Source organism: Streptomyces alkaliterrae, assembly GCF_007097205.2.
Taxonomy (GTDB): domain Bacteria; phylum Actinomycetota; class Actinomycetes; order Streptomycetales; family Streptomycetaceae; genus Streptomyces; species Streptomyces alkaliterrae.
In genome coordinates this window covers 1-20,612 of sequence record NZ_VJYK02000075.1, presented here as the reverse complement: position 1 = coordinate 20,612, position 20,612 = coordinate 1, and the positions used below count along the sequence as shown (strand labels likewise).

20 protein-coding genes and 1 pseudogene are annotated in these 20,612 nt (G+C 73.0%); 13 read left to right on the top strand and 8 right to left on the bottom strand.

All coding sequences use genetic code 11. From position 1 onward, the window contains the following. Positions 1–109: 109 nt before the first annotated feature. The 3 genes from FNX44_RS09825 (at position 110) to FNX44_RS09815 (ending at position 2,007) form a co-directional block, all read left to right on the top strand. Positions 110–706 carry a M23 family metallopeptidase gene (locus FNX44_RS09825; protein ID WP_143647631.1) on the top strand — a complete coding sequence of 199 codons (597 nt, stop codon included), beginning with the start codon at positions 110–112 and terminating at the stop codon, positions 704–706. A 105-nt stretch (positions 707–811) separates the two neighbouring features. After that, positions 812–1,465, top strand: a complete 654-nt coding sequence (locus FNX44_RS09820; protein WP_153507077.1) for a hypothetical protein — start codon at positions 812–814, stop codon at positions 1,463–1,465. 29 nt (positions 1,466–1,494) lie between these two features. Next, complete coding sequence (locus tag FNX44_RS09815; protein WP_143647629.1) at positions 1,495–2,007, top strand: GNAT family N-acetyltransferase; 513 nt, start codon at positions 1,495–1,497, stop codon at positions 2,005–2,007. Positions 2,008–2,036: 29 nt separating this feature from the next. On the opposite strand, the gene FNX44_RS09810 is transcribed toward FNX44_RS09815, so the two are convergent. Next, entirely contained in the window at positions 2,037–2,303 is a 267-nt protein-coding gene (locus FNX44_RS09810) for a hypothetical protein (RefSeq protein WP_153507076.1), read from the bottom strand. A 412-nt stretch (positions 2,304–2,715) separates the two neighbouring features. On the opposite strand from FNX44_RS09810, the gene FNX44_RS09805 reads away from it, so the two are divergent. The 4 genes from FNX44_RS09805 (at position 2,716) to FNX44_RS09790 (ending at position 5,273) form a co-directional block, all read left to right on the top strand. Beyond that, positions 2,716–3,054 (top strand): immunity protein CdiI family protein, encoded by a 339-nt coding sequence (locus tag FNX44_RS09805; protein WP_143647628.1) that lies wholly within the window; start codon positions 2,716–2,718, stop codon positions 3,052–3,054. Between the two features lie 75 nt (positions 3,055–3,129). After that, positions 3,130–3,618, top strand: coding sequence for a GNAT family N-acetyltransferase (locus FNX44_RS09800; protein ID WP_143647627.1), 489 nt, complete (start codon positions 3,130–3,132; stop codon positions 3,616–3,618). A 31-nt stretch (positions 3,619–3,649) separates the two neighbouring features. Continuing rightward, positions 3,650–4,075, top strand: a complete 426-nt coding sequence (locus tag FNX44_RS09795) for a DUF6210 family protein (protein ID WP_143647626.1) — start codon at positions 3,650–3,652, stop codon at positions 4,073–4,075. A gap of 76 nt (positions 4,076–4,151) precedes the next feature. Continuing rightward, positions 4,152–5,273 (top strand): M20 family metallopeptidase, encoded by a 1,122-nt coding sequence (locus tag FNX44_RS09790; protein ID WP_143647635.1) that lies wholly within the window; start codon positions 4,152–4,154, stop codon positions 5,271–5,273. Here the strand turns inward: FNX44_RS09790 and FNX44_RS09785 are convergent. From FNX44_RS09785 to FNX44_RS09770, 4 genes are all read right to left on the bottom strand, one after another. Continuing rightward, positions 5,248–7,086: a serine/threonine-protein kinase gene (locus tag FNX44_RS09785; protein ID WP_143647625.1), complete on the bottom strand. Its 1,839-nt coding sequence runs from the start codon at positions 7,084–7,086 to the stop codon at positions 5,248–5,250. The two genes, FNX44_RS09790 and FNX44_RS09785, sit on opposite strands and share 26 nt — an antisense overlap. Before the next feature lie 155 nt (positions 7,087–7,241). Continuing rightward, positions 7,242–7,850, bottom strand: a complete 609-nt coding sequence (locus FNX44_RS09780; RefSeq protein ID WP_143647624.1) for a DUF6879 family protein — start codon at positions 7,848–7,850, stop codon at positions 7,242–7,244. Then, the gene (locus FNX44_RS09775; RefSeq protein ID WP_185203075.1) at positions 7,843–9,096 is read right to left on the bottom strand and encodes a zinc metalloprotease; all 1,254 of its coding nucleotides are present in this window, start codon (positions 9,094–9,096) and stop codon (positions 7,843–7,845) included. Before FNX44_RS09775 ends, FNX44_RS09780 begins: the two co-directional genes overlap by 8 nt. After that, on the bottom strand, positions 9,086–10,150 hold the full coding sequence (locus FNX44_RS09770) for a HesA/MoeB/ThiF family protein (protein WP_323369183.1): 1,065 nt from the start codon (positions 10,148–10,150) through the stop codon (positions 9,086–9,088). The genes FNX44_RS09775 and FNX44_RS09770 overlap by 11 nt, the downstream gene beginning before the upstream one ends. Before the next feature lie 352 nt (positions 10,151–10,502). Between FNX44_RS09770 and FNX44_RS09765 the strand changes: the two genes are divergently transcribed. Continuing rightward, on the top strand, positions 10,503–11,081 hold the full coding sequence (locus tag FNX44_RS09765) for a putative immunity protein (RefSeq protein ID WP_143647633.1): 579 nt from the start codon (positions 10,503–10,505) through the stop codon (positions 11,079–11,081). A gap of 27 nt (positions 11,082–11,108) precedes the next feature. Here FNX44_RS09765 and FNX44_RS09760 read toward each other — a convergent pair whose 3' ends face one another. Beyond that, a complete protein-coding gene (locus FNX44_RS09760) occupies positions 11,109–11,804 on the bottom strand; it encodes an SACE_7040 family transcriptional regulator (protein ID WP_143647622.1) in 696 nt (231 codons plus the stop codon). Between the two features lie 88 nt (positions 11,805–11,892). On the opposite strand from FNX44_RS09760, the gene FNX44_RS09755 reads away from it, so the two are divergent. Genes FNX44_RS09755 through FNX44_RS09740 form a run of 4 tightly spaced genes read left to right on the top strand, consistent with a single transcriptional unit; the run spans position 11,893 to position 17,789 of the window. Further along, positions 11,893–13,524 carry a carboxyl transferase domain-containing protein gene (locus tag FNX44_RS09755; protein ID WP_143647621.1) on the top strand — a complete coding sequence of 544 codons (1,632 nt, stop codon included), beginning with the start codon at positions 11,893–11,895 and terminating at the stop codon, positions 13,522–13,524. 26 nt (positions 13,525–13,550) lie between these two features. Further along, on the top strand, positions 13,551–15,650 hold the full coding sequence (locus FNX44_RS09750) for an acetyl/propionyl/methylcrotonyl-CoA carboxylase subunit alpha (protein WP_143647632.1): 2,100 nt from the start codon (positions 13,551–13,553) through the stop codon (positions 15,648–15,650). Next, a complete protein-coding gene (locus FNX44_RS09745; RefSeq protein ID WP_143647620.1) occupies positions 15,647–16,600 on the top strand; it encodes a hydroxymethylglutaryl-CoA lyase in 954 nt (317 codons plus the stop codon). Before FNX44_RS09750 ends, FNX44_RS09745 begins: the two co-directional genes overlap by 4 nt. A 7-nt stretch (positions 16,601–16,607) precedes the next feature. Beyond that, a complete protein-coding gene (locus FNX44_RS09740; RefSeq protein ID WP_143647619.1) occupies positions 16,608–17,789 on the top strand; it encodes an acyl-CoA dehydrogenase family protein in 1,182 nt (393 codons plus the stop codon). Between the two features lie 239 nt (positions 17,790–18,028). Here FNX44_RS09740 and FNX44_RS09735 read toward each other — a convergent pair whose 3' ends face one another. Then, positions 18,029–19,477: a sensor histidine kinase gene (locus tag FNX44_RS09735; RefSeq protein ID WP_143647618.1), complete on the bottom strand. Its 1,449-nt coding sequence runs from the start codon at positions 19,475–19,477 to the stop codon at positions 18,029–18,031. Then, the gene (locus FNX44_RS09730) at positions 19,474–20,184 is read right to left on the bottom strand and encodes a response regulator transcription factor (protein ID WP_143647617.1); all 711 of its coding nucleotides are present in this window, start codon (positions 20,182–20,184) and stop codon (positions 19,474–19,476) included. Before FNX44_RS09730 ends, FNX44_RS09735 begins: the two co-directional genes overlap by 4 nt. A gap of 148 nt (positions 20,185–20,332) precedes the next feature. Between FNX44_RS09730 and FNX44_RS09725 the strand changes: the two are divergent. Next, positions 20,333–20,612 (top strand): annotated as a pseudogene (locus FNX44_RS09725) (hypothetical protein); the annotation flags it as partial.

Sequence of the window (20,612 nt, the reverse complement as noted above, 5' to 3'; positions counted from 1 at the left end):
GGCACCGCCCCGCCCCCGCTCCTCGAAGATGCGCGCGCCCGCGGCCTGCCCTGTCCTGCCAGTAGGACCGGCACAGCCTGCCAGCGAGACCCCGCACAGGAGGACACACATGTGCACCAAGCACCACCACGGGGAAACCCGACCCGCCCACGCCCACAGCCACGGCCGCTCGCGCCGGGGACTGCTGCTGCGCGGCGGGGCGCTGCTGGCCGGGCTGGTCCCGGCCGTGGCGGCGGGCCGGGCCGTCGGCTGGCCCAGCGGCGGCCCGGGCGGCGTACCCGAAGAGGTCCCCGCCGGCCTGTGGACCCGCCCGCTGACCGCCGGCTCCCCTGTCTCCGCCTCGTACGGCATCAAGGGCGACTGGCTCGCCGGCTACCACACCGGTGTGGACTTCGCCGTCGACACCGGCACCCGCGTCTACTCGATCGGCCCCGGCACGATCGAGATCGCGGGCGAGTACGGCGACTACGGGGAGGCCGTGCTGATCCGCCTCGACGACGGCTACTTCGCGCTCTACGCCCACCTCTCGACCATCGACGTCAAGCGCGACCGGCGGGTCGACGGCGGCGAACGCCTCGGCGAGACCGGCGCGACGGGCCGGGTCACCGGCCCCCACCTCCACTTCGAGGTCCGCGCCACCCGAAACTACGGATCCGACGTCGACCCCGTCGAGTACCTCGCCACCCGAGGCGTCCGCATGGACTAGGTGTATTGACCTGGAGCGTTGTTAACGCGGCTGATCGGTGGGTGGCCGGCGAGGTTCCGGGTAGGCAGCGTGAGGGGGTGGATCGGCTTGGGACTCCGCGCACGCGTGTTACTCCGGCTTCTGGTGCTGCTACTGGGGGCGGTCCTCATCACGCTTGCCGTCGGAGAGGGGAAACCGGTCTACCGGGACACGGTCGCCTACACGAACGCCAAGCCGTGTCCGCCGAGCACCTCCGCCGCGGCGGCGCCCCCGGGGGACTGTCTCGGCTCTCTGGTCGCCGAGATCCGTGACAAGGACAGGACCTACCGGGGCGGCGGACCCGGCGGCGGCGACACCACGCACCGCCTGAAGCTTCTGCTGCCCTCGGAGAACACGGTGTGGCGGCGGGTCAGCGGGCCCGTGTACGAGGCAGCCGAGCCCGGCGGACGCGCCGAACTCACGGTGTGGCGGGGCATGACCGTGGGGGTGACGGTGGACGGAGAGCACAGCGGTCGCCCCCCGCGTCCCGTGGCCGGACTCGGGATGTGGGCGCTGCTCGGCTGGGGCGGCGCCGGTCTGGTCCTCTGGTCCGCCCAGGGCAACGGTCGGCCGGGACTCGACCTGGTGCTGTGGGCACTCCCCTGGATGGCGATCGGGGTGGCCGGTTGCGTGCTGCTGGTCTCCGCCGTGCAGGGCGGATTCCAGGTCGAGGCGGCGGTGGCGCTCACCGTGTTCGTCGTCCTGCCGGCTCTCTACGTCCTGACCCTCCGGATGAGATGAGCTCGGGGGTTCCCGTATCGTCCCGACGCATGACCGTGCTGCGCGGCGCTCTTGTCACTCTCCGCCCGACCACTGACGACGACGTCCCCGCCCTGGCCGCCATCCGGGCCACGCCCGAGGTGCGGGCCCGGTGGCGGGGCGAGGACGACCTCGAGGCGGAGATCAGGTCCGACCTGTCGGACCCCGACGTCCACCCGCTGACGATCCGCCATCAGGAGCGGATCGTCGGCATGATCCAGTGGTACACCGAGGACGAGCCGGACTACCGGCACGCGGGCATCGACATCTTCCTCGACCCGGCAGCCCACGGCGCCGGCCTCGGCACCGACGCCGTGCGCACGCTCGCCGTCCACCTCGTCGACGACCACGGCCACCACCGCCTGGTCATCGACCCGGCCGCCGACAACCTCCCGGCCATCCGCTGCTACGAGAAGGTCGGCTTCAAGCCCGTCGGCGTCATGCGCCAGTACGAACGCGGCGCGGACGGCACCTGGCACGACGGCCTCCTGATGGACCTCCTCGCCCCCGAACTGCTCCGCTGAACCGGCCGACACCGCCGGATCAACGCTCTTCACCCGCGTCGGCCCCGGAGGATGGACGCCGCGATCAGGGAGTAGACACCGAAGGCGAGAACGCTCAGGCCCACCAGTGCGACAAGACCGTGGGTCGACTCCCGAGCGCCGAAGCCCACGACCGTGATCACGCCGCCGAAGATGAAGCTCTGCACGGCGGCCCTGGTCCTGTTGTGGATGTGCACCTCGAGGACACGCTCGGAGTGCGTGTACTCCGCACCGAAGTGATCGTGCGGATCGTCGCTGAATCCCTTGCCCACACGCATTCTCGGCATCGGCTCTTCGGGCGGTGGAGCGGGGATCGGCTGCGGTGGCCGCCGTACCCGGGGCTTCGGCGGCGCGGCCGGCGGAGGCGGTGGAGGCGGCGGAACCGGCGGCTGTACCTCCCGCCTCGATCTGAAGGGCCAGCCCCGGCGTGAGCCCTGTGACGGATCGGAACCTGCTCCCATGGCCACCTCGCCCGCGTCGTCTGCAGCCTGTCGTCGCGGGCCCGGAGTCTGCCACACGGCCGTACGACGACCGTCAACGGGCCCCGCGCCCGCCCGGGAAACCCGTTGAGCCGACACCGGCCACGGGGGAAGACTGACGTCGCCGTGTCGACAGGTCCCCATCGGAACCGGAGCACATATGGCTGATCCGCACTCGCCCGAATCCCCGCGCTACAGTCGCGTCCTCCTCATGGCCGGGGCAGTCGTCGACGCCCCGCTGTGGGACCGGACGCCGGGGCATCCTCGATATCCGCTCTGCTACGGGGAGTTGGGCGTCAGCGCGGAGCTCGCCGAGCGACTGGAACAGTGGAACAGCCGCTACGAGTCGACGGTGTTCGACGAGTGGGACGACGGGGAGTCCGAGGCGTTCGCCCGCGACGGCGCGCAGCTCGCGGTCGCACTGCGACGCGAACTCGGCCCGGACGTCGAGGTGCTGTACGGAGACGGCATCAGCCCTCCGCCGGACGACGAGGTGCACGACGATCCACCGCGCCACCCTCCCGGGGAGTACCGCTGGAGCACCGAGTAGGTCGGGGCCGGCCACGGCCGCCCCGGGCGGGGAAAATCGCGCGACTCGGACGGTGGCGCGGCATACGGTCGGTGTATGAGCCGTACGACACGTGGCGCGCCGCGACTGGTGGAGATCACGCCGGGCAACATCGAGCTGGCGCTCGACCTACGCGTCCGGCCGGACCAGGAGCACCTGGTGGCTCCCGTCGTGAAGTCCCTCGCCGAGGCGTACGCGCACCGCGGGACGGCGTGGCCGCGCCTCGTCCTCGACGGCGACCGGGCGGTCGGCTTCCTCATGGCGTTCCTCGACATCGACTGGCGGGGCGATGGTACCGACTTCCGGTCCGGGCTCTGGCGGCTGAACATCGCGGCCGGTGAACAGGGCCGGGGTTACGGCCGCTTCGCGGTCGAGTCGGTGGCCGCCGAGATCCGCCGTCGCGGCGGCACGCGGCTCTTCACGACCTGGCACCCCGGTGAGGACGGCCCCGAGCGCTTCTATCTCGGTCTCGGCTTCCGGCCGACCGGTGAGACAAGCGGCGGCCAGACCGTCGGTGAGCTGGCGCTGGACGGGAAATACCGTTGAGTCGTCGACGGCCGACGGGAAGACTGGCGGCATGAGCGCTCGACGATACGTCTATCTGGATCCCGACGGCATGGACGGCGAGTGGCTCCATGTGATCGTGGAGGCCCCGACGGGGGTCGTCTACCAGCAGCAGTACGGCGGAACCGCATGCCGCCAGGGGCGGTTGGAGGGCTTCCTCGTCCCGCTGACGGGCGCCGACGCGCTGGACGCGCTGCGCGAGTTGTTCGAGGAGCACTTCCGCGGCGCCGGCACCCGGAACCACTCGTGGTCGGCGGAGGAACAGGAACGGCTGCGGCTGATCGTCGAGGACGTGCCCTACTGGTTCTGCGACGGACGTGACGAGGAGCCGCGCACCCTGAGCCTGGACCAGGGGCGGATGCACGGAACCGACGAGGCGTGGATACCGGTCACCACACCGGACGGCCCCGGCGTCCTGGTCTGGCTCAACTCGGACTGAGACGGTCACGGGCGCGACGCACGGATAGTCTGGCGGGGTGACCACGCGTGCTTTCCGCGACCTCGACGTCGCCGCGATGATCGACGACCTCAGGACCCTTGTGGAGGTGGAGTCGCCGTCGCGGGATCGGGAGGCGCTGACGGCCTCGGCGAAGGCCGTCGCCGCCGTCGTCGAGAACCGCCTCGGCGGCCGGGCCGTCCTCGTGGAGAGCCCGGCCGGGCCGCACGTCCACTGGTCCGGGGGTGGCGACCCCCGGGTGCTGGTGCTCGGCCACCACGACACGGTGTTCCCGCTCGGCACCCTCGCACGTCGCCCGTTCCGCGTCGCGGGCGGCCGCGCGACCGGGCCCGGCGTCTTCGACATGCTCGGCGGTCTGGTGCAGGCCGTGCACGGTCTGGCGACGCTCGACGACCGTTCCGGCGTGGAGATCCTGGTCACCGCCGACGAGGAGGTCGGCTCGCACCACTCCCGCACGCTGCTCGAGGAGCGCGCGCTGGCCTGCGGCGCCGTGCTGGTCGTGGAGGGCGCCGCCGACGGCGGCGGTCTGAAGACGGCACGCAAGGGCTGCGGCAACTTCCAGGTCTCCGTCACCGGTCGGGCCGCGCACGCCGGTCTGGAGCCGGAGGCCGGCGTCAACGCCCTCGTCGAGGCGGCCCACCAGGTCCTGCACATCGCGTCGCTCGGCCGCCCCGAGGTCGGCACGACCGTCACCCCGACCGTCGCCTCCGCCGGCACACTCGACAACGTCGTGCCCGCCGAGGCGACCATCGCCGTCGACGTACGCGTCGAGACGGAGGCGGAGAAGACGCGCGTCGAGGCCGCGTTCGCGGCGCTGACGCCCCGGCTGCCCGGGGCGGAGGTCAACGTCGCGGGCGGCGTCGGCCGACCGCCGATGCCGCCGGCCGCCTCCGCCGGGCTCTTCTCCCTCGCCAGACGGCTGATGCCCGATCTCGACGGCCACCACGTCGGCGGCGGCAGCGACGGCAACTTCACGGCCGCGCTCGGCGTTCCGACGCTCGACGGCCTCGGCGCCGTCGGCGGCGGCGCCCACGCCGACCACGAGTACCTGGAGGTCGGCGCCATGCCGGAACGCGCCGCCCTCGTCGCCGGTCTGGTGGAGGCCCTGCGGTCCGGCGCCGATCGCCCCGGCGAGGGGGCCGATCGGCGCGCGTTCAGCAGGTCGGGAGGCCGGGGATGACGCCGTCGTTGTCGCCGCCCTGGATGTAGACGACGCTGACCCAGACGTTGGCGTTGCCGCTGTCGTCGTCGGTCCTGGCCCACCAGACGTTGGTGTAGGAGCCGTCGGTCTCGCGGCGGCCCAGGTTGGCCTGGCAGTAGAAGTAGTTCTTGCCGGCGTAGAGGACGCCGACCTCGCGCCATTCCCTGGTGTACGACTTGGCGGTCTTCCAGACCGTGCAGTCGTACCGGCCGTCGCTGCGGACGAAGCATGTCGGCTTCGACGTGGACGTGCCCCCGCTCGAGGAGCCGGACGTGCCGGAGGAGCCCGAGGTGCCGCCGGTGGTGGACGTGGAGGACGAACCCCCGCCTGTGGTGCCCGACGAGGAGGAGCCGCCGCCGGAACCGCCCGTTGTCGTCGCCGAGTCCGTGTCCTTGCCGCCCGCGCCGCCGTCGGCCGCCCCTTCGTCGTCGCCGCCCTTCCCGGAGGAGGACTTCGCGTCGGAGGGGGCGGGTGAAGCGCCGTCGGAGGCCGAGGGGGACGGGGAAGCGGAGGCCTTCGGCGAGGCGGACTCGGTGGCGCCGTCGAGTGGTGAGATGGCCATCCCGTCCCCGTCGCCGTCACCGTCCGGGCCTCGGTCGGTGCGGCCCTTTGCCCCGCCGTCGGCGTCGCCGCCGTGTCCGGCGGCGGGGGTGGTGCTGCCCCGGTCCGTCAGTCCGTAGGTGACCCCGCCCCCTACCAGTACGGCGGCCACGGCGGCTGCCGCTATCAGCGCGCGGGAGCCTCCCCGCGGGCGCCTTCGCCGGTTGGTCGTCGCGCCCGTTCCGGCCTCGGGTCCGGGCTCCGGCGCCGGTGTCGGCGCGGCGGGCGGCGGCGGGTAGGCGCCATAGCCCGACGGTGTGGTGGACGGCGGGGGGCCGAAGCCCTGCGGTGGCCGCGGTCCCGCCTCGGGCTCGACGGGCGCCGCCGCGGGCGCCGCCGGGCCGCCCGGCTGGTCGGACAGGGCGGCAAGCAGCCGGATCGCGGTTTCCGCGTCGGGACGCCGTGCCGGGTCCTTGTCCAGAAGCTGCCGCAGTACCGGCGCGAGCGGCCCCGCCCGGCGGGGCTCGGGCAGTTCCTCGGTGACGATCGCGGCGAGCGTGGACCACGTCGACGTGCGGCGGAACGGCGAGCCGCCCTCCACCGCGACGTACAGCGTGGCGCCGACGGCCCAGACGTCGGAGGCCGGGCCGGGCTGCCGGCCCTGGGCCCGCTCGGGCGCCAGGTAGTCCAGCGAGCCGACGAGTTCGCCACTGCGGGTCAGTTGGGTGGCGTTGCCGTCGCCGGGGTCCTCCATCGCGGCGATACCGAAGTCGGTGAGGACCACGCGGCCGGTGCGGTCCAGCAGGATGTTGCCGGGTTTGACGTCCCGGTGCAGGACGCCGACCGCGTGTGCGGCGGCCAGCGCCTCCAGTACCTTGACGCCGACGGCAGCCGCCTCGTGCGGGTCCATGAGGCCGCGCTCGTCGAGGACGTCGGCGAGGGACGGGCCGTCGACGAGTTCCATGACGATGACCGGCCGACCGTGGTGGTCGGCGACGTCGTGGACGGCGATGACGCCCGGGTGGCGGACGCGCGCCGCCGCCCGGGCCTCCCGCTGCATCCGCAGCCGCAGGTCGTCCAGCTCCGGGCCGGACGAGTCGGTGTAGGTGCGGAGTTCCTTGACGGCCACCTCTCGGCCCAGGACCTCGTCGACGGCGCGCCACACGACGCCCATCCCGCCGCGCCCGAGCTGTCGGACGGGCCGGTACCGCCCCGCGATCAGTTCGTACGGTTCGTGCTCCCCCGAAGACACCGCTGCCCCGTTCTCTGTGTTCCGTTGTCCGTCACTGCGATCCGGCGTGTGAACGCCTGATCAACGGGGTACAGGGTACGGGCCGCCGGCGAACCCTCCGCGGACGGCGGCCGGTTGGAGCCGACTCGTGACGCGGTACCGCGGGACGGGCTGGCTCACACCTTCGGAGGAGCCATGTCCGCGATCTCCCGGGGGAAGTAGGTCTCCAGCGCCTCGCCGGACCGGTACAGCTCCCGCACGAACTCACGGGAACGCCCGACGACGTCCGCTTCCGTGTACCGCGTGGCACCGTCCGGCACTCCCTCCGGGGTGTAGTCCAGCACGTAGACCGCCTCGGTACCCAGCACACACAGCTCCGGCAGCCGCTTGTCCCGCTCGTGAGTCGCGACACGCTCGGCGTCGACGACCGACACCTGTTCTCCGTAGCCGCTTTTCACGTGGAGGATGTTCATCTCCCACTGCACGTACGGCGTGACGGGCTGCTCGACGATCCGCACGCGGTGATGGCCGAAACCCGCCTTCCGCATCCGGCCGAAGTACTCCTCGTACTCGGCTCGAAGTTCCTCGATGAGCTGGAGCGAGTGTTTCCACTCTCCCGCGCGGAAGGCCAGCCAGCTCGGGAAGTCGCCCTCGTCGTAGTGCTGCAACCGCTCCAGCTTCCAGAATCCCTCAGCTCCGATTCGCCAGAAGCGCTCCATGAAGTCGGGCGTGTAATCCGCCTGTTCGAGCCGAGTGCCGTTGGCCCCGGCGAAGATGTCACGCATGGGCGGAACTCCTTCCTTTGACGCTGGCCCGCCGAGCACGGCGTTGCCGCCGCCAGGTGACGAACCAGATGGTGTGGATGGTGACGAAGGCGGCGAGGGTCAGGGCGGCATCGGCCGCTTCGAGCGGGGATGCGGGACCGCCGAGCTGGGACCACGCCCTGGCGATCAGGCGGACTTCCGCGGGAACGGTGAACGCGGCGAACCCGGCCAGGCACAGGACGGTCCCCGCCACCAGGAACGCGCTGTAGATCCGGACCGCGCGTTGTTCGGCCGACGGGAGGCGACGGCTCGGGTCCTCGGCGGCGTTCGCCCGCCGTGCCACTCGTCTGGCGAGGTACCGGGCATAGGCTCGGCCGTCGCCGTAAAGGTCACGGCAGCCGGTGAGGTCCTGGAGGACGAAGTAGAGATCGGTCCGCATGAAGACCATCAGCTGAAAGGTGATCGGCAGCGCCGCCCACAGGACCAGCGCCGCGAGCAGGCGGTGGACGGTCGTGCCGGGAGCGGTCGACGCGAGGAGCAGGAAGGCGACCGAGGCGACCGTGAGGTTGACCCCGATGCCGGCGAGGTAGGCGGTGAGGCGATGGCGGCGCGGGGCGAGTTCTATGCCGCTGATGTCCGTCTGCATGACGAGGAACTGCAGTCGGGTGCCGAAGCCGACGCGGCCGGGAACGTGCGCGGCTCTGGCGACCGCGAGGTGGGCGACCTCGTGGAGGAGGACGATGGACCAGCCGACGAGCAGCCCACTCGCGACGACCAGGACCCCGTAGGAGCTCCACAGCAGGTCGTGGTGGCTGGGCATCAGTTCGGGCCGGGTGGCAAGAACGGCCAGTGCCGCGAGGACAAGCGCGGCCGGCAGCCAGGGAAGCGCGGGGTGGAGGAGGAACCTCACATGACGGGCGCGCAGGCGGGGGAACGTGGCAGGACGGGCGGGAGGCGAGGGGAGCCGCTCTCCGTCGACGGCCGCGATGAATCCGAGCGCTGCCAGATCCCGGACGAACGCGGCGACGTCCAGTTCGTCTCCCGTGGCCTCCAGCAGGCGTGCCTGCGTCGCGGCGACCGTCTCGCCCCGCTCCAGCAGGCGGAGTGCGAGCACACCGTCCGCGGGAAGACTCACGAAGACGCGGGTATCGCGGCGGCCCACGATCCACTCGGCGCCGTCGGCCCTGGTGCCGAGTTCGTGCGGGACCACCCGCGAGTCGGGTCCGACACGCGGCCCGCCGCCGTCGCCCGCCACGTCAGCGTTCACCGCATACGCGGCAGTCCGACCGGCGGGGGATCGGCTCAAGTCCGCTGTCGGCCGGGCGCATGAGGTTGTAATCGAGCCGGAAGCCCGGCGGGAGCCGCGGCACACCGGTGAGAACGGCCGTCGCGGAGTAGACGAACAGGGCGCCGGCAAGCGACGCGGTGACGGCGTTCACCGGGCTCCAGGGCATGCGCGGCGAAACGACCTCCTCGCACTCGCCGGGGGGTAGGCCCAGGTCACGGGACTCGGCCAAGGTGGCTCTCCGGCACTCCAGGCAGCCGCTCCGCCCCGGGGTGAAGGCACCGGCACTGACCAGAGGCCCGCGGTAACCTCCTTCGATCCACGGCGTGTCCGTTTCGATGCACGCCTCGTTGGCCCACGAGCGGATGGCGGCCGGACGGTCGGCGCTCAGCACCAGGAGGTCGTACCCCCCGGCCGGAAGCTCGCCGGGGCGGAGCAGTCGCCGCAGGTCCTCGACGTCTCGGACCTCGGCCGCCTCGCCCGTCACGACGACGTCGGAGTTCAGCGCACGCAGTGATTCGAGTGCCACGTCGACCTTGCGCCGACCGATGTCCCTCTCCCGGTAGAGGATCTGCCGGTTGAGGTTGGACAGTTCGACCAGGTCGGGGTCCACGCAGTGCAGAAGGCCCACGCCGGAGGCCACCAGGCCCTGTGCCGCGACGCCCCCGACGCCGCCCAGACCGATCAGGAGTACGCGCGCACGACGGAGCGCGAGCTGGAGGTCCCAACTACTGGTTCGGGGTGAGAGATCCATCCATCGAAGCAGCGGTACACCCCGCGAGTAGCGGGTCAGCTCGCCTTCCGAAAGGTCGCCGGGCGGTAGGGCGGCCGCGTCCTCGAGGAAACCGGCCCGGCGTAGATCGGCGATGGCCTCGAGAACGTCGCTCTCGCTGGGAACCGGATGAGTTCCGGCCATTTCGGTGGCGATTTCCAGAGGACCGCGCTGTCCGTCCAGCGCCTGGACGAGTGGCCAGATCCACCCGTCGGAATCTTCGATCTCCGCACCGATGCCGTGGATCACGCCACCGATACGCACGTTTCCTTCCGTTGTCCGGTAGGGCCGGTGCTCGGGTTTCACACGTGGCAGCGCTAAGTCGGCGCAGGGTCCGCCTCGCTCGAACATCTTGGGCAACTCCTTTAACTCAAAAGCCAGTTGACACCAAACGCCACCGTGAAACAGGTTGGCATCCTAACGTCACGACCGAACCGGGAGGCAAGCATGGCCACCAAGATCACGATTCGTCCGCTGGACAAGAAGGAGACCACCGGCGAAAGCCAGGGCACGAGCAACTGACGCCCAGGCCGTGTCCGCCGGCTGGCGCCCCAGGGCGGACACGGCTGTCCGGGCCGCACCCCGGACGTCGTCGCGGGAGGATCGCGCAGTGGCGATGAGAGGGGACGAGGACACCATCGAACTGGGCGAGGCCGAGATTCGGGAGATCACGGGGTACGCGGCCGCCGCCGCGCGACGGGTGCTGCCGCTGTTCGAGGAGGGCCTGCCCGCCGACGCGCGCGCTCGGGAGGCGATCGAGGCGGCGGAGCGGTACGCGGCGGGCGGGCGGCGCACGGCGGAGCTGCGGCGGCGGGCGTGGGCGGCGCACCGCGCGGCTCGCGAGGCCGCCACGCGGGAGGCCGGCACGTGGGCGGGCGGCGCGGCGGCAGGCGACGCGGCGGCGGTGGTCGACGCGGCGCGGGCGGCGAGTCACGCGGCGGCCGCCGCGTATCTGCACCCCAGGGCGAGCGCCCATCAGGTGAAGCACGTGCTCGGCGCGGCGGCGCACGCCGCTCGCGCGGCGGAGCTGGCGGCCGGTGGCGACGCGCGCGTGGCCGCGGCGGCGTTGGAGCGCGCGCGGGCCGAGGCGCCTGCGGCGGTGGTGGCGGTCCTCGGGCGGCTGCCCGTGGCGCCGCCCGGCGGGGGACGCGTGGGCGCGTTCATCCGCGAGTTGGACGCCGCCCTCCGCCGCTGAGGGGACGGCGCCCGAGGAGCCGTCGGGTCAGTCGCCGTCCTCGCGCGCGGCCGCCGCGTCGAAGGCGCCCTTGGCGAGGCGGTGGAGGAGGGTGGCGGTGGTTTCCCGGCCGGGCAGGGACTCGGGGTGGCTGAGGTGCGGGGTGGAGTTGAGGAGGCCGAAGACGGCGTGCACGGTGGCGCGTGCCTCGGGCTCGGGCAGCGCGGGGTGGACCTGACGGACGACGTCGACCCACAGTTCGACGTACTGGCGCTGGAGGCGGCGGACGCGTTTGCGGTCGTCGTCGCGGAGGCGGTCGAGTTCGCGGTCGTGGAGGGTGATGAGCGCGCGGTCGTCCAGCGCGAAGTCGATGTGGCCCTCGATGAGGGCGTCCAGCGCCCGGTCGGGTGAGTCGCCGGTGCCGGTGGTCTCGGCGAGGCGCATGCGTCCGCCGTCGTGGAGGCGTTCGGAGATGCCGACGAGCAGTTCGGCGAGCATGGCGTCCTTGCCTGCGAAGTGGCGGTAGAGGCCGGGTCCGCTGATGCCGACGGCGGCGCCTATCTCGTCGACGCCGACGCCGTGGAAGCCGCGCTCGGCGAAGAGCCGGGCGGCCTCGCGGAGGATCTGCTCCCGGCGCGTGCGTCCGCTCCCGGCCCGGCCGCCGCCGGCGCGGCGGCGCCCTTGGGGCTCCGGGGTGTGCGGCCCGGAGCTGGTGGCGGTGGCGGTGCCGGTGTTGCTGCTCATGGGGGAATTCTAGACAGTGGTGTTAGTGGGCGTTAACCTGAGCGCACGGGTTAACGCCCACTAACCACAGGCAAGGGGGCTTGAGGTAATGCAGCAGGCACCGCCGCTGTCCAGCACCGCCGATCCGGCATCCCCGGCGTGGCGCGCGAACGAGGAGGCGCACCGGGAGCTGGCGGCACGACTGCGCGAGAAGCTGGCCGCCGCGCGGCTGGGCGGTGGGGAGAAGGCCCGCGCCCGGCACACCGCGCGCGGCAAGCTGCTGCCCCGCGACAGGGTGGACCACCTGCTCGACCCTGGTTCGCCCTTCCTGGAGCTGGCGCCGCTGGCGGCCGACGGCCTGTACGGCGGCCAGGCCCCGGCGGCCGGGGTGATCGCCGGTATCGGCCGGGTCAGCGGCCGCGAGGTGGTCGTCGTCGCGAACGACGCCACCGTCAAGGGCGGCACGTACTACCCGATGACGGTGAAGAAGCACCTGCGGGCGCAGGAGGTGGCGCTGGAGAACCGGCTGCCGTGCGTCTACCTGGTCGACTCCGGCGGCGCGTTCCTGCCGATGCAGGACGAGGTGTTCCCCGACCGCGACCACTTCGGTCGGATCTTCTACAACCAGGCGCGGCTCTCCGGTTCCGGCATCCCGCAGATCGCCGCCGTGCTCGGCTCCTGCACGGCCGGCGGCGCGTACGTGCCGGCGATGAGCGACGAGGCGGTCATCGTGCGCGGCCAGGGCACGATCTTCCTGGGCGGTCCGCCGCTGGTGAAGGCGGCGACGGGCGAGGTCGTCACGGCCGAGGAGCTGGGCGGCGGCGAGGTGCACTCGCGCACCTCCGGCGTCACGGACCACCTCGCGGAGGACGACGCGCACGCCCTGCGGATCGTGCGGAACATCGTGGCGACGCTGCCGGAGCGCGCGCCGCTGCCTTGGACGGTGGAGCCGGCCGAGGCGCCGGCGGTGGACCCGGCCGGGCTGTACGGCGCGGTGCCGGTGGACTCCCGCACCCCGTACGACGTGCGGGAGGTGATCGCGCGCATCGCCGACGGCTCCCGCTTCCAGGAGTTCAAGGCCGAGTACGGCACCACGCTGGTCACCGGCTTCGCGCGGATCCACGGCCACCCGGTGGGCATCGTCGCGAACAACGGCATCCTGTTCTCCGAGTCGGCCCAGAAGGGCGCGCACTTCATCGAGCTGTGCGACCAGCGCGGTGTGCCGCTGCTGTTCCTGCAGAACATCTCGGGCTTCATGGTGGGCCGGGACTACGAGGCCGGCGGCATCGCCAAGCACGGCGCGAAGATGGTCACCGCCGTCGCCTGCACCCGGGTGCCGAAGCTGACCGTGGTGGTCGGCGGCTCCTACGGCGCGGGCAACTACTCGATGTGCGGGCGGGCGTACTCGCCGCGCTTCCTGTGGATGTGGCCGAACGCGAAGATCTCCGTGATGGGAGGCGAGCAGGCCGCGTCCGTGCTGGCCACGGTGAAGCGGGACCAGTTGGAGGCGCGGGGCGAGGAGTGGAGCGCGGCGGAAGAGGAGGCGTTCAAGTCGCCCGTCCGGGAGCAGTACGAGACGCAGGGCAACGCCTACTACGCGAGCGCGCGGCTGTGGGACGACGGGGTGATCGACCCGCTCCAGACCCGCACGGTGCTGGGCCTGGCCCTCACCGCCTGCGCGAACGCCCCGATCCCCGACCGCGACCAGGCCGCCCAGGGCTTCGGCGTCTTCCGGATGTGAGGACCATGACCAACAGGACGACTTCCATGTTCGACACGGTCCTCGTCGCCAACCGGGGCGAGATCGCGGTACGCGTGATCCGCACGCTGCGCGCGCTCGGGGTGCGGTCGGTCGCCGTGTACAGCGACGCCGACGCCGACGCCCGGCACGTACGGGAGGCCGACACGGCCGTGCGGATCGGCCCGGCGCCGGCCGTCGAGAGCTACCTGTCGATCCCGAACCTGCTGGCCGCGGCCGAGCGCACGGGCGCCCAGGCGGTACACCCGGGGTACGGCTTCCTCGCCGAGAACGCGGCGTTCGCCCGCGCGGTGACCGACGCCGGCATGGTCTTCCTCGGGCCGCCGGCAGAGGCCATCGAGCTGATGGGCGACAAGATCCGCGCCAAGGAGACCGTTCGGGCGGCCGGGGTGCCGGTGGTGCCGGGGTCCTCGGGCAGCGGGCTGAGCGACGACGCGCTGGTGGCGGCGGCCCGCGAGGTCGGCGTGCCGGTGCTGCTGAAGCCGTCGGCCGGCGGCGGCGGCAAGGGCATGCGGCTGGTACGGGACGAGTCGCTGCTGGCGGAGGAGATCGCCGCCGCCCGCCGGGAGGCGCGAAGCTCCTTCGGTGACGACACGCTGCTGGTGGAGCGGTGGATCGACCGCCCCCGGCACATCGAGATCCAGGTGCTCGCCGACGGCCACGGCAACGTGCTGCACCTCGGCGAGCGCGAATGCTCGCTCCAGCGGCGGCACCAGAAGATCATCGAGGAGGCACCCAGCCCGTTCCTGGACGAGGCGACGCGGGCGGCGATGGGTGCGGCGGCCGTGGAGGCCGCCCGGTCCTGCGGCTACCGGGGCGCGGGCACGGTCGAGTTCATCGTGCCCGGCGGCGACGCGTCCTCGTACTTCTTCATGGAGATGAACACCCGGCTCCAGGTGGAGCACCCGGTGACCGAGCTGGTGTGCGGCGTGGACCTGGTCGAGTGGCAGCTCCGGGTGGCGGCCGGGGAGCGACTGCCCTGGCGGCAGGAGGAGATCACCCTCACCGGTCACGCCGTCGAGGCCCGGATCTGCGCGGAGACCGCCCGTCCCGCCGGCGACCGGGTGGACTTCCTGCCGTCGGCCGGCCCGGTGCTGCTGCTGCGCGAGCCGACCGGCGCCGGGGTCCGGGTCGACTCCGGGCTGCGCGAGGGCACCGACGTCGGCACGACGTACGACCCGATGCTGGCGAAGGTCATCGCGTACGGCCCGGACCGGGCGGCGGCGCTGCGTCGGCTGCGGGCGGCGCTGGCGGGTACGACGGTGCTCGGCGTGGACACCAACACCGGCTTCCTGCGGGCGCTGCTGTCCCATCCGGACGTGGTGCGCGGCGAGTTGGACACCGGCCTCGTCGACCGGGACGCGGCCTCGCTGGTACCGGCCGAGGTGCCGGAGGAGGTGTACGCGGCGGCCGCGCTGCTGCGGCACGCCGCGCTGGAGCCGACCGGCGGCGGCTGGACGGACCCGTTCTCCGTGCCGTCCGGCTGGCGGCTGGACGGCACGTCCGCCTGGACGCCGCACCACCTCAAGGCACCGGGCCGCGACCCCGTGACCGTCGCGGTACGCGGCCGGGGCGCGGACACCCAGGTGCGGATCGGCGACGGCGAGCCGGTGCCGGCCCGGCTGCTGGGCGACGGCGACGGCCTGGTGCGGCTGGAGTGGCACGGCACCACGCTCGCCTTCGACCACGCCGCCGAACCGGCCGCCGCCGGGCGACCCGCCGCCCTGTGGCTCGGCCGGGAGGGCGCGAACTGGACGCTCCACGACCACGACCCGGTGGCGGCGGCGCTGCGCGGCGGCGCCGGCGGACACGGCGCCGACACCCTGACGGCGCCCATGCCGGGCACGGTCACGGTGGTCAAGGCGGCGGTCGGTGACACCGTCTCCGCAGGTCAGCCGCTCGTGATCGTCGAGGCGATGAAGATGGAGCACGTCATCTCCGCGCCGCACGCCGGGACGGTGACCGAACTGGACGTGCGGCCGGGCAGCACGGTCGCGATGGACCAGCTGCTTGCCGTCGTCGACCCCCACGACCCCGGCACCGGTGACGCCGCCGACACCGCCGACACCGGTGCCGACACCGCCGACGCCGGTGAGGAGACGCCATGACCACCGCCGGACTACCCATGACCTTCCCGCTGGACGGGCTGCCCGCCCGGGTGCGGATCCACGAGGTCGGCCCGCGCGACGGGCTCCAGAACGAGCGGGCGATCGTGCCGGTGGAGGTCAAGGCCGAGTTCGTCCGCCGCCTCGCGGACGCCGGGCTGACCACCGTCGAGGCCACCAGCTTCGTCCATCCGAAGTGGGTGCCGCAGCTCGCCGACGCCGAGGAGCTGTACCCGCGGCTGACCGGGCCGGACGGTCCGAGCGGGGTGCGGCTGCCGGTGCTGGTGCCCAACGAGCGCGGCCTGGACCGGGCGCTGGCGCTCGGCGCCAGGGACGTGGCGGTGTTCGGCAGCGTCACCGAGTCGTTCGCGAAGGCGAACCTCAACCGGACGGTCGAGGAGTCGCTGACGATGTTCGCCCCGGTGGTCGACCGGGCCAAGGAGGCCGGCGCACACGTGCGCGGCTACCTGTCCATGTGCTTCGGCGACCCCTGGGAGGGCCCGGTGGCGCTCGACCGGGTGGTGGACGTCGCGCGGCGCCTCCTCGACCTGGGCTGCGACGAGCTGAGCCTGGGCGACACCATCGGCGTCGCCACCGCCGGGCACGTCGGCGCACTGCTGACCGCGCTTGACGACGGCGGCGTGGACAACACCCGCCTCGCCGTCCACTTCCACGACACCTACGGCCAGGCGCTGGCCAACACGCTGGCCGCGCTGCGGCACGGCGTCACCACCGTCGACGCGTCCGCCGGCGGCCTCGGCGGCTGCCCCTACGCGAAGAGCGCCACCGGCAACCTCGCCACGGAGGACCTGGTCTGGATGCTCCAGGGCCTGGGCGTGGAGACCGGCGTCGACCTCGGCCGACTCATCGCCACAAGCGAGTGGATGGCCGACCGGCTGGGCCGCCCCAGCCCCTCCCGAACCGTACGCGCCCTCTCCCACAAGGAGCAGTGAGGACACCATGTCAGTCGAGCAGCACGAGCCGCGCCTGGACCACCGTCTCAGCCCGGAACACGAGGAACTGCGCCGCACGGTCGAGGAGTTCGCGCACGACGTGGTCGCCCCCAAGATCGGCGACTTCTACGAGCGGCACGAGTTCCCGTACGGGATCGTGCGCGAGATGGGCCGGATGGGCCTGTTCGGCCTGCCCTTCCCGGAGGAGTACGGCGGCATGGGCGGCGACTACCTCGCGCTGTGCCTGGCGCTGGAGGAGCTGGCCCGGGTCGACTCCTCGGTGGCCATCACCCTGGAGGCCGGCGTCTCGCTCGGCGCCATGCCGATCTACCGGTTCGGCACCGAGGAGCAGAAGCGCGAGTGGCTGCCGAAGCTTTGCACAGGTGAACAGCTCGGCGCGTTCGGGCTGACCGAGCCGGGCTGCGGCTCGGACGCCGGAGGCACGACCACCACCGCCGTGCGCGACGGCGACGAGTGGGTGATCAACGGCACCAAGTGCTTCATCACCAACTCCGGCACGGACATCACCGGCCTGGTCACGGTCACCGCCGTCACCGGCCGCAAGCCCGACGGCCGGCCGGAGATCTCCTCGATCCTCGTCCCGTCCGGCACTCCCGGCTTCACCGTCGCCGCGCCCTACTCGAAGGTCGGCTGGAACGCCTCCGACACCCGCGAGCTGTCCTTCTCCGACGTACGGGTGCCGCTGGCCAACCTGGTCGGCGAGGAGGGGCGCGGGTACGCGCAGTTCCTGAGCATCCTCGACGAGGGGCGGATCGCGATCTCCGCGCTGGCCACCGGCCTCGCACAGGGATGTGTCGACGAGTCGGTGCGCTACGCCCGGGAACGCGAGGCGTTCGGCCGGCCGATCGGCGCCAACCAGGCCATCCAGTTCAAGCTCGCCGACATGGAGATGCGCGCCCACACCGCGCGGATCGCCTGGCGCGACGCGGCCTCCCGGATGCTCGCCGGTGAGCCGTTCAAGAAGGAGGCGGCGATGGCCAAGCTGTACTCCTCGGAGATCGCCGTCGACAACGCCCGCGAGGCGACCCAGATCCACGGCGGCTACGGCTTCATGAACGAGTACCCGGTGGCCCGGATGTGGCGGGACTCCAAGATCCTGGAGATCGGCGAGGGCACCAGCGAGGTGCAGCGCATGCTGATCGCGCGGGAACTCGGCTTCGCGGGCTGAGCCCGGCCGCGTGCGGCGCCCTTGGCGCCTGTGGCGCCCACGCGCCGACACGAACCGCTGAGCGGCGCGGTGCCGACCACCCGGCGGCACCGCGCCGCTCAGCGCTTCCCACCGGACGGCGTGGGCCAAGCCGACGGCCTCGACCCTGCGGCGCGCCGCCGCGACGCCCGGCGGCGGCGGCGCACCTGCCCGCCTCGCCCTGACGGCGGACCCGCCACACCAGCACCCCCTCCCGCCACTCAGCGTTTCCCGCGCCTTCCGCCGGACGGCGGCACTCCCTCACCGGACGGCGTGGACCCAGCCGACAGCCTCGACCCAGCGGAGGTCCTCGGTCCGGCCGCGGGCCGCCGGGCAGCCCGGCGGTGGGCGGCGCGGGTGCCGGCCTCGCCCTGGTGACGGGCCAGCCACACCCGCACCTCGGTGCCGCCGAGCACCGAGCGGCCCACCCGCACGTCGCCGCCGGTCGACTCGGCGACCCGGCGCACGATGTCCAGTCCGAGCCCTGTGGAGCCGGGCCGTCCGTCGCCGTGGCCCCGGCTCAGCGCGGCCTCCGGATCCTCGATGCCGGGGCCCGCGTCGGAGACCAGCACGATGACGGCGTCCTCGGCGTGGTGCACGTCGACGGCGAACTCCGTGCCCTCGGGGGTGTGTCGGAAGACGTTCCCGAGCATGGCGTCCATGGCGGCGGTCAGCTCCGCGCGGGCGACCGGCAGCGGTGCCGGGCGGTCCACCCCGGCGACCCGTGCGGTACGCCCCTCGTCCTCGGCGAGCGCCGACCAGAACTCCATGCGCTCCCGGATGACCTCCGCCGCGTCGCAGCCGGCGGCGGCCCCAAGGCCCTGCGGCTGCTGACGCCTGGCGGTCCGGATGATCTGGTCGACCTCGCCCTCCAGTTGGGCGACGGCGGCGCGGGTCTGCTCGGCGGCGTCCCCGTCGCCGAGGGACGCGGCGTTCAGCCTCAGGACGGTCAGCGGGGTGCGCAGCCGGTGGGAGAGGTCGGCGGCCAACTCCCGCTCGTTGGCGAGCAGTCGCACGACCTGGTCGGCCATCGAGTTGAACGACTCGGCGGCGCTGCGCAGTTCACGCGGCCCGGTCTCCGGGACGCGCACGCCCAGCCGTCCCTCGCCGAGCTCCCTGGCGGCCCCCGCCAGCCGTTCGGCCGGTCGGACCATCCGGGTACCGAGCCGGTCGGCGATGGCCACCGAGGCGACGACCAGCGCCGCCCCGACCCCGGCGAGCACCAACCAGGCCGTGCCCACGCCCCGGTTCACCTCCTCCCGGGGGACGAAGACCTCGACGACGGCTATCTTTCCGGTGTGCACGGCGACGGGCTGCAGCAGCGCGTGTCCGCCGGGCACGTCGAGCACCACCGCCCGACTGGTGCGCGACGCCTCCGCGGGGCTGCGGCGTTCGCCCAGGTCGATGGCCCGCTCACCGCGCCGGGCGGGCGGCACGTGCACGGCGAGGCGTCCGTCGGCCCACGCCTGGGTACTGGCGACGGCGAGTTCCAGCTGCTGCCGGTCGGAGGTGATGGCCAGGGCCGGGCCGACGGCGGCGGCCTGCCGTTCGGCGTTGGACAGGGCCCGGTCGCGGGCGAGTTCCTTGACCACCAGGGCGAGCGGCACCGCGAACGCGAGCACCACCATCGTGGTCACCGCGAGCGCGACCCTGACCAGCGCCCATCTCACTCGGCGGCCTCCGGCTCCCCGCTCGGCGCCTCCAGTTTCACGCCCACCCCGCGCAGGGTGCGCAGATAGCGGGGCGCGGCGGCCGTCTCGCCCAACTTCCTTCGCAGCCAGGAGAGGTGGACGTCGATGGTCTGGTCGTCCCCGTACGCCTGCTGCCAGACCTCGGCGAGCAGTTCCCGGCGCGGCACGACCACGCCGGGGCGGCGGGCGAGGAAGGCCAGCAGGTCGAACTCCCGCCGGGTGAGGTCCAGTGGCCGCCCGTCCAGGCTCGCCGTGCGGCGCGACGGGTCGACGACCAGCCCGCCGACGGTGAAGGCTTCCGAGACCGGCCGCTCTCCGGCGGTCGTGCCGGCGCGGCGCAGTACCGCGGTGATGCGGGCCGACAGGTGCTCGACGGAGAACGGTTTCACGAGGTAGTCGTCGGCGCCGTCGTTGAGCAGCCGCACGATCTCGGCCTCGTCGTCCCGCGCGGTGGCGATGATCACCGGCACCTGCGTGACGCCCCGGATCATCTTCAGTGCCTCGGCGCCGTCCAGGTCGGGCAGCCCGAGGTCGAGGATGACCACGTCGAAGCCGACCTGCGCGACCTCGCGCAGCGCCTCCAGCGCCGTGCCGACGCTGCGGACCGCGTGCGACGCCTCGCTGAGGTGACGTATCAGTGCCGAGCGGACGAACTGGTCGTCCTCCACCACAAGTACCCGTGCCATCCCTCGTCCCTCGCCTGCGGACCCGCCGGCCGGAAGCTGTCCGTCCGGTCACCGCGACGCACAGTACGACAATCTGAGCACCCGTCGGGAGTCCCTGGTCCGGACCAAGCTGCCGGGATGGGGCCGGTTTGTTTATGCTCGCTGCCCTATGCGACGAGGTCTTGTGCACGCCACGGCATGGACGGCCGCCACCGCCGCGGCGATGACGCTGTCCTGGTTCGGCGTGCGCACGGTGCTCACCGGCACGGTCTACGACCGGCCGCGGGCGATGCCGCTCGGCGACGACTCCGGCTTCGCCGGGGCCGCGCCCCAGGCGTCCTCCACGAGCCGCCCCAAGGCCCCCGAGGATCCGCCGAGCGAGCCCGACCCGTCTCCCACGGACAAGCCGCCGTCCACCGCCCGGCCGACTCCCTCCTCAAGTCCCGCCC